At 68.6% G+C, this 8,441-nt stretch carries 8 protein-coding genes and 1 riboswitch; of the genes, 1 reads left to right on the top strand and 7 read right to left on the bottom strand.

The features are described from left to right. From G5C51_RS37350 to G5C51_RS37320, 7 genes are all read right to left on the bottom strand, one after another. The coding region (locus G5C51_RS37350) for a ribonucleotide reductase N-terminal alpha domain-containing protein (RefSeq protein ID WP_338118447.1) at positions 1-647 on the bottom strand (647 nt) is incomplete at its 3' end. Positions 648-777: 130 nt separating this feature from the next. Further along, a riboswitch (cobalamin riboswitch) is annotated at positions 778-944 on the bottom strand. A 5-nt stretch (positions 945-949) separates the two neighbouring features. After that, positions 950-1,456, bottom strand: coding sequence for a GNAT family N-acetyltransferase (locus G5C51_RS37345; RefSeq protein WP_165244571.1), 507 nt, complete (start codon positions 1,454-1,456; stop codon positions 950-952). Positions 1,457-1,477: 21 nt separating this feature from the next. Then, positions 1,478-3,112, bottom strand: coding sequence for a monocarboxylate uptake permease MctP (mctP, locus tag G5C51_RS37340; RefSeq protein ID WP_165244569.1), 1,635 nt, complete (start codon positions 3,110-3,112; stop codon positions 1,478-1,480). After that, entirely contained in the window at positions 3,109-3,381 is a 273-nt protein-coding gene (locus G5C51_RS37335) for a DUF3311 domain-containing protein (protein WP_165244567.1), read from the bottom strand. Before G5C51_RS37335 ends, mctP begins: the two co-directional genes overlap by 4 nt. A gap of 109 nt (positions 3,382-3,490) precedes the next feature. After that, positions 3,491-3,712 (bottom strand): YbdD/YjiX family protein, encoded by a 222-nt coding sequence (locus G5C51_RS37330; RefSeq protein WP_165244565.1) that lies wholly within the window; start codon positions 3,710-3,712, stop codon positions 3,491-3,493. After that, on the bottom strand, positions 3,709-5,889 hold the full coding sequence (locus tag G5C51_RS37325; RefSeq protein ID WP_165244573.1) for a carbon starvation CstA family protein: 2,181 nt from the start codon (positions 5,887-5,889) through the stop codon (positions 3,709-3,711). Before G5C51_RS37325 ends, G5C51_RS37330 begins: the two co-directional genes overlap by 4 nt. Before the next feature lie 122 nt (positions 5,890-6,011). Further along, positions 6,012-6,803, bottom strand: a complete 792-nt coding sequence (locus tag G5C51_RS37320; RefSeq protein WP_165244563.1) for a GntR family transcriptional regulator — start codon at positions 6,801-6,803, stop codon at positions 6,012-6,014. Between the two features lie 261 nt (positions 6,804-7,064). On the opposite strand from G5C51_RS37320, the gene G5C51_RS37315 reads away from it, so the two are divergent. Beyond that, positions 7,065-8,336, top strand: a complete 1,272-nt coding sequence (locus G5C51_RS37315) for an extracellular solute-binding protein (protein ID WP_165244561.1) — start codon at positions 7,065-7,067, stop codon at positions 8,334-8,336. Positions 8,337-8,441 lie beyond the last annotated feature (105 nt).

Genomic DNA, 8,441 nt, shown 5'->3' with positions numbered 1-8,441 from the left:
ATAAGAGGCAGGAAGAGGGTGGGGGAGGAGGGGAGGTAGTCGAGGCGGCTCATCAGGCCGTAGAGCGCCTCGACCTCGGCGAGGGCGCGGGTGGAGGTGTCCTCGGCGAGGCCGCAGGCGACGCGGAGGAAGAAGTGCTGGGCGGTCTCGGTGACCTGACGGGTGGTCGGGTGCCGGAGCAGGTAGCGGGAGTGCACGGTGCGGAGGCCGAAGTAGCCGAAGCGGTCGTCGCGGCCGGTGTCGATGAGGGCGTCGAGCCGGGCGGCGTGGATCCGTACGAACTCGGCGGTGGTGTCCGCGATCAGGCCTTCGCGGTGGCCGACGGCGATGGAGGCGGTGAACGACTCGACCCCCTGGCCCGCGGCCTCGTCCGCGATGGCGCGGGTGAGGAGGCGGGCGGCGAGACGGGAGTACTCCGGCTCGTCGCCGATCAGGCCCGCGGCGGCCTCGGTGGCCAGGCCGCGCAACTCCGCCGCGTCGGAACCCGGATGGCGGCCGCGCAGCGCCGCCGCCGCGACCCGGCCGGGGTCGGTGGCGGGGAGGTCGGCGGTCAGGTCGGTGAGGGTGCGCAGCAGGGCCGTGCCGGCTTGGTCGGCGGCCGGTGGCACTGAGACGGGCTCCGCGGGGGCGGAGGGTGCGATGGTCACGGGCGGGTAGCTCCCTCGCTCGGCAGTGGGCCTGCGAGGGCGTGGCGCGACGGGCGGCCTTGCGGGCATGCCGAAGACGCGCACGGCAAGCCACGTAGGCGTCCGCCGGCCCATCCCACGAGGCCCGGACGTCGGGTGACAGCTGCCGGCAGGTACTCGGACTCGCGATGTGCGCGCATGGGCGTACATCGCATACCGTTGCGGGTCAGTTCCGGATTCGCACCGGATTCCCCTGCTGTGGCAACGAGGTTGAGCATACATCTTGGGGGATGCGATGCACGCACCCCCCACATGTTGTGTCGCTAGAGCGTCAGCTCGTACGTCAGCAGCTTGAGGTCGATGTCCGTCCGCGGGTTCCAGTCGCGCTCGGGGGTGCGGCGGAAGCCGAGTCGCTCGTAGAGCCGGTGGGCCGTGGTCATGATGTCCAGGGTGGACAGCGCGACGCGCGTGGCGCCCTGCTGCCGGGCCCGGTCCAGGCAGGCCCGTACGAGCGCTTCGCCGACGCCGCGGCCGCGCCCTGCGCGCGCCACCGCGAGCATCCGGAACTCGGCGGTGCCGTCGGCGCCGAGCTCGGCGTACGGGGAGCCGGGGGCGGCATACGTCACCGAGCCGAGCAGCTCGCCCGTGTCCTGGGTGCGGGCGATGAGCACCTCGGCCTGCGCGGCGCGAGTGGCCACGTCGCGCAGGGAGTTGAGGTAGCTGTCCTGCTCCCCGAAGGTGAGCAGGTCGTCGTCGAGGTAGACAGCGCCGACGAGGTCGGCCACGGCGTCGTAATCGGCGGGCTGGGCCCTGGTGATCGTGAGGTCCATGAGGTGAGTCTCCCTGATGGGTCAGTGCGCTCCCGCCGGGGCCTTCTCGGGTGCGCTCGCCACGGGTTCGGGCTGCGCCGCGGGGGCGTCTGCCGTGTAGTCCTCGGGGGAGGTCTCGTCGATGCCCGCCGGGGCCTTGGCCGCCCTCAGGATGACCGTACCGACCACCGTGATCACCGCGTTCAGCGCGAACGCCGTCAGGCCGATGTAGCCGATCTCGCCGATGCCCGGGATCTCCGCCGATGAGCCGCCGAAGTGCTTCTGCGTCGGGGAGGCCACGCCGTACGCGGCGACGGTCCCGTAGACCATGCCGACCGCCCAGCCGGCCAGCAGCGCCCAGCGGTGGAACCAGCGCGTGAACAGGCCGCCGACCAGGGCCGGGAAGGTCTGCAGGATCCAGATGCCGCCGAGCAGCTGCATGTTGATCGCCGCGGTCTTGTCCATGCCGAGGACGAAGACCAGGGCGCCGACCTTCACCAGCAGGGAGACCAGCTTGGAGACCTTGGTCTCCTGCTCGGGGGTGGCGTTCGGCTTGATGAAGTCCTTGTAGATGTTGCGGGTGAAGAGGTTCGCGGCGGCGATCGACATGATGGCCGCGGGGACCAGTGCGCCGATGCCGATCGCCGCGAAGGCGACGCCGGTGAACCAGTCCGGGAACATCGTCTCGAACAGCTGCGGGATCGCCAGCTGGCCGTTGTCGACCTTGATGCCGGCCGCGATCGCCATGAAGCCGAGCAGCGAGAGCAGGCCCAGCATCAGCGAATACAGCGGCAGGATGGTGGTGTTGCGGCGGATCACCTCGCGGCTGCGGCCGGAGAGCGTCGCGGTGATCGAGTGCGGATACATGAACAGCGCCAGTGCGGAGCCGATGGCGAGGGTGGCGTACGTCCAGTGGGCCGACTCGCTCGGCGCGAGCTCGCCCTTCGGCTTTCCGGTGGCCGGGTTGGTGGCGCCCAGGGCGTCGCCGGCCTTGGCGAAGATGTCGTCGAAGCCGCCCAGCTTGATCGGGATGTAGATCGCCGCGACCGCGATGACGATGTAGATCAGCGTGTCCTTGACGAACGCGATCAGCGCCGGGGCCCGCAGCCCGGACGAGTACGTGTACGCGGCCAGCACGCCGAAGGCGAGCAGCAGCGGCAGGTCCTTGATGAACCAGTGGGTGTCCTCGCCGCCGCCGACGCCCATCACGTCGAGCACCGACTGGATGCCGACGAGCTGCAGCGCGATGTACGGCATCGTGGCGAGGATGCCGGTGACCGCGACGGCCAACGACAGCGACTTGGAGCCGAAGCGGCCGCGGACGAAGTCGGAGGTGGTGACGTAGCCGTGCTTGTGGCTGACCGACCACAGGCGGGGCAGGAAGGTGAAGATCAGCGGGTAGACGAGGATCGTGTACGGGACGGCGAAGAAGCCGGCCGCGCCGGTCGCGTACACCGCCGCGGGCACGGCGACGAAGGTGTAGGCCGTGTACAGGTCACCGCCGAGCAGGAACCAGGTGATCCAGGTCCCGAAGGACCGGCCGCCGAGACCCCACTCATCGAGGCTGTTCTCGTTCTCGGCCTTGCGCCACCGGGCGGCGCGGAAGCCCATCACCGTGACCAGGGCGAAGAAGAAGATGAAGACGGCGAGTGCGACGCCGTTCACGCCGTCGTTCATGCCTGCTCACCACCCTGGCGGGCGGCACGGGCGCGCTGCTCGCGGCGGACCAGCACGTAGGCGATCGAGGTGAGGGCGGCGGAGATCAGCACCCACAGCATCTGGTACCAGTAGAAAAAGGGCACTCCGGCGAGCGTCGGCTCGACCTTCGCGTACGAGCTCACCCAGATCAGGGCGACGAACGGGGCGAAGAGGCAGACCCCGGCCACCACGCGCGTCGGCGTGATGACCGGTTGCCTGCCGGGCGGGGAAGCCTGGGCTTCGGACATGGGTGGCGGCTCCGTCCCTGAGACGATCACTCGGTATAGATGGCGAGTGAATCTAAAACAGGTGACCGGATGCCGTCACTAGCTGTCCGAATACCGGACTAGGCGCCCCTCAGCAGCAGCAATTCCCTTCCCGCGGATCCGCCTCGCGGGCATCGGTCCGCTGCCGCTCGAACTCCCGGCGGCTCGGCACCTCGGCCGCCGGGTCATGCTTGCGGAGATGCTCGACATACCGCTCGTAGGCGGTCTCACCGGTCAGCTCCCGTACGTACCACCACACCCGGGACGCGGCCTTGCGGCCGGCCGCGACCCCGGTGGTGAGCACTGCTGTCATGTGCGGCTCTCCTCTCCGGCGGTCTCTCCGCGCTGACCCGGGATCCGGCCGCCGCCCGAGCCGAGGCCGGCCGCGGCCAGCTCGGCCTTCTCCTCCTTCGTGGCGAACAGCTGCGCCGGGGCGACATACGTCGACTCGGTGTGCGGCTCCTCGTGGGAGACCACGGAGTCCGGATTGCGGAGGGCCTTGATGCACACCCGCGCCGCGTCGATCATGACGATGACCACAAGGATCGCGAAGAGCGCCGAAAGCACGCCGTCCACCGTGGTGTTGGTGACGACGGTGTGCGCGTCGTCCAGCGCCTTGCCCTCCAGCTTGCCGGAGTCGATGCCCTCCTGTGCCACGTCGCCCTGGGCGAAGAAGCCGACCCGCGGGTCGTCGGAGAACACCTTCTGCCAGCTCGCGGTGAGCGTGACCGCGGCGACCCACAGCAGCGGCGCGCCGGTCACCCAAGCCCACTTCAGCCGCCCCGACTTGATCAGCAGCGTGGTGCACACCGTGAGCGCGATGGCGGCGAGCAGCTGGTTGGAGATGCCGAAGAGCGGGAAGAGCTGGTTGATCCCGCCCAGTGGGTCGCGGACGCCGACCCACAGGAAGTAGCCCCACAGGCCGCAGACGATGGCGCTCGTCATGATGAGCCCGGGCCACCAGCTGACGCGCTTGAGCGGCTTGTAGACGTTCCCGAGGGCGTCCTGCAGCATGAACCGGCCCACGCGGGTGCCCGCGTCGAGCGCGGTGAGGATGAACAGCGCCTCGAACATGATCGCGAAGTGGTACCAGAACGACATCATGCCGTCGCCGGTCACCTCGGAGAAGATGAACGCGACACCCATGGCGAAGGTCGGGGCACCACCGGTGCGGGACAGCAGCGACTGCTCCTCGACCATCTCCGCGTACTTGGCGAGCTGGTCGGGCGTGATGGTATGCCCGAACCCGCGGATCGCCTCCGACGCCGACTGCGCCGTCTCGCCGATCACCGTGGGCGCGGAGTTCATCGCGTAGTACAGCCCTGGGTCCAGCACACAGGCGGCGATGATCGCCATCACGGCCACCGACGACTCCATCAGCATGGAGCCGTAGCCGATCATCCGGACCTGGGTCTCCTTCTCCACCATCTTCGGCGTGGTGCCCGAGGAGATCAGCGAGTGGAAGCCGGAGAGCGCCCCGCAGGCGATGGTGATGAAGACGAACGGGAAGAGCGAGCCGGCGAAGACCGGACCCGTCCCCGCGGTGGCGAAGTCGGTCACCCCGTCCATCTTCAGCATCGGCGCGGCCACCACGACGCCGATGAAGAGCAGCGCGATGGTGCCGAGTTTCATGAACGTCGACAGATAGTCACGGGGCGCGAGCAGCATCCACACCGGCAGCACCGAGGCGATGAACGCATACACCACGATCCAGATGACCAGCGACTCCTTGCTGAGCGTAAAGGCGTCGGCCCACGAGGACTTGGCGACCCAGCGCCCCGCGATCAGCGCGAGCAGCAGCAGCACGATGCCGATCAGCGACACCTCGGCGACCCGCCCCGGGCGGATCACCCGCAGATAGAACCCCATGAACAGCGCAATGGGGATCGTCATCCCGATGGAGAAGACACCCCACGGCGACTCGGCCAGCGCGTTCACGATCACCAGCGCCAGCACCGCAAGCAGGATGATCATGATGGCGAAGACGCCGATCAGCGCGGCCGCGCCACCCACCGGGCCGATCTCCTCGCGCGCCATCTGGCCGAGCGAGCGGCCATTGCGCCGGGTGGAGAAGAAGAGCACCACCATGTCCTGCACGGCGCCCGCGAAGATGACGCCGGCGACGATCCAGATCGTCCCCGGCAGATAGCCCATCTGCGCGGCCAGCACCGGGCCGACCAGCGGCCCCGCACCCGAGATTGCCGCGAAGTGGTGCCCGAGCAGCACCCGGCGGTCGGTCGGGTGGAAGTCGACAGCGTTGTCCAGCCGTTCGGCCGGGGTGGCGCGGGTCTTGTCGACCTTCAGGACCTTGTAGGCGATGAATTTGGAGTAGAAGCGATAGCCGATCGCGTACGAGCCAAGCGCCGCGGCCACCATCCAGGCCGCGGACACCTCCTCGCCGCGGGCGAGCGCGAGTACGGACCAGCCGACCGCGCCGATCAGCGCGACCAGGGTCCAGATGGCGATGGATCTCGGAGACAACGTGCGCAGCACCGGGCCGTCCTCCCAATGTGTGGCTTGACGGCCCGAAATTAAGCCCGCCACGGGGTCCGCGTCATCACCCTGTGGATAACGATCGGCGCAGCGGTATCACGCAGGCGTACGGATACCGCTCACCCGTTGGGTCGCTGCAGCCTCGCCACGAACTTGTAGCGGTCGCCGCGGTACACCGACCGCACCCACTCCACCGGCTCCCCGTCGGTGTCCCGGGAGTGCCGCGAGAGCATCAGCATCGGCAGCCCGGTGTCCGTGCCCAGCAGTCCCGCCTCCCGCGGCGTCGCGAGGGACGTCTCGATCGTCTCCTCGGCCTCGGCCAGCCGCACCCCGTACACCTCGGCGAGCGCGGTGTAGAGCGACGAGTACTTCACCAGCGAACGCCGCAGCGCCGGAAACCGCTTGGCGGACAGATGGGTCGTCTCGATCGCCATCGGCTCGCCGCTCGCCAGCCGCAGCCGCTCGATCCGCAGCACCCGCCCGCCGGCCGCGATGTCCAGCAGCCCGGCGAGCCGGTCGTCGGCGGTCACGTAACCGATGTCCAGCAGCTGCGAGGTCGGCTCCAGGCCCTGGGCGCGCATGTCCTCGGTGTAGGAGGTGAGTTGCAGCGCCTGGGAGACCTTCGGCTTTGCGACGAAGGTGCCCTTGCCCTGGATCCGCTCAAGCCGCCCCTCGACGACCAGCTCCTGCAGCGCCTGCCGGACCGTCGTACGCGAGGTGTCGAACTCCGCGGCGAGGGTGCGCTCCGGCGGCACCGGCGTGCCCGGCGGAAGCGTCTCCGTCATCTCCAGCAGGTGCCGCTTCAGCCGGTAGTACTTCGGGACGCGCGTGGCGCGGGTGGTGCCGCCCGAACGTCCCGAGTCGTCGGCTGCCGTGGCGGCACCTGCTGCCGTGCCGGCGTTCGTCCTCATTGCTCCTCCGTAGCTAGCGGTCACATCCTGGCACGGCCCGCCAGGCAGCGGTGCGGTGACCGATGACGGTCCGGTCACGTCTCAACGCGCATCTTGACACCCTCATTGGTCTAGGCCAAGCTCCGTTACAACCTTGGTCCAGACCAACTCGGCTTGCTGGTCTAAACCATTAAAGACCACAACTCTGCCGTTCCGGCAGAGCCCGGAGCCCACGGATTTCCCGAGCTCCGCGAGTGGGGGGCATCCGTTGAGGAGGATGGCGTGAAACGCAAAATCATCGCGGCGGTGGGCGTCGCGGCTCTGATGACGACGGCCGCGGCCTGCGGTTCCGACGACGACGGCGGCTCCAAGGGAGGCGCCGACGGCTTCAAGGGCGAGACCCTGACCTTCTGGGCGATGGACGGCTCCACCCCCGACCAGTGGCTGAAGGACGTAACGGCCGAGTTCGAGAAGAAGACCGGCGCCAAGCTGGACTACAAGGTGCAGCAGTGGAACGGCATCCAGCAGAAGCTGACCACCGCCCTGTCCGAGGAGAACCCGCCGGACGTCTTCGAGATCGGCAACACCCAGACCCCGGCGTACGCCAAGACCGGCGGCCTGGCCGAGCTGGCGGACGTAAAGGAAGCGGTCGGCACGGACTGGACGCCGTCGACGGCCAAGTCCGCGGTGGTGGACGGCAAGCAGTACGCCGCGCCCTGGTACTTCGCCAACCGCGTGGTCGTCTACAACAAGTCGATCTTCAAGGAGGCGGGCATCAAGGCCCCGCCGAAGACCCGCGACCAGTTCTTCAAGGACCTCGCGAAGATCGACAAGGCGGGCTACGAGCCGATCTACATGCCCGGCCAGAACTGGTACTTCTTCGACGGCCTGCTGATCGCCAAGGACGCGCAGCTGGTGAAGAAGGAGGGCGGCAAGTGGGTCTCGAACCTGGCTGACCCCAAGGTCGGCGAGGCGATGGAGATCTACAAGAAGTACGCCTCGTACACGAACGCCCCGAAGGACAAGGACGAGGCCACCCCGCAGCAGGCGGAGGTCTTCGCCAAGGGCAAGACGGGCGCCTTCGTCGGCATGGGCTGGGAGGCGGCCACGGCCATCAAGGCCAACAAGAAGATCGAGAAGGACATCGGCTACTTCACGATCCCGGGGGAGACGGCCGACAAGCCCGAGGGGGTGTTCCTCGGCGGCTCCAACCTGGCGGTCGCGGAGGGGAGCGAGAAGCAGGAGCTGGCGAAGGAGTTCCTGAAGATTGTCCTGTCGGACAAGTTCGAGGGCCAGCTCGCCAAGGAGGGCGGGATCATCCCGAACAAGGAGTCCCTCCAGAAGCAGCTGAACGGCAACCCGGCGGCTCAGGCGGCGGCGCCTGCGGTGGCTGGTGGCGGGACGACGCCGCTGATTCCGGAGTGGGCTGCGGTGGAGAACCCGCCTAACCCGGTGAAGCGGTATATGACGTTGGTGCTGCAGGGGGAGTCGCATGAGGCTGCGGCCGAGAAGGTCGAGGGGGATATGAACAAGAGGTTGTCCCAGAAGCAGTGACGCTGGCGCTTGCTTGCTCGCTTCGGTGGGGGCGGGGGGCCTGGCATCGGATGGTGACGGATGCGTCGCCGGCTTCCGTTGGGGTCGGTGCCAGTGGGGTTGGCT

Source organism: Streptomyces coryli (assembly GCF_011044975.1).
GTDB classification, from domain to species: domain Bacteria; phylum Actinomycetota; class Actinomycetes; order Streptomycetales; family Streptomycetaceae; genus Streptomyces; species Streptomyces coryli.
Note: the sequence above shows the minus strand (reverse complement) of the source record. Positions and strands in the feature narration are given on the sequence as shown.

What these genes read in the sequence shown, in the direction of transcription:
- G5C51_RS37345 (WP_165244571.1), bottom strand. Translation starts at nt 1,456, where the DNA reads ATGGACCTCACGATCACCAGGGCCCAGCCCGCCGATTACGACGCCGTG.
- mctP (WP_165244569.1), bottom strand. Translation starts at nt 3,112, where the DNA reads ATGAACGACGGCGTGAACGGCGTCGCACTCGCCGTCTTCATCTTCTTC.
- G5C51_RS37335 (WP_165244567.1), bottom strand. Translation starts at nt 3,381, where the DNA reads ATGTCCGAAGCCCAGGCTTCCCCGCCCGGCAGGCAACCGGTCATCACG.
- G5C51_RS37330 (WP_165244565.1), bottom strand. Translation starts at nt 3,712, where the DNA reads ATGACAGCAGTGCTCACCACCGGGGTCGCGGCCGGCCGCAAGGCCGCG.
- G5C51_RS37320 (WP_165244563.1), bottom strand. Translation starts at nt 6,803, where the DNA reads ATGAGGACGAACGCCGGCACGGCAGCAGGTGCCGCCACGGCAGCCGAC.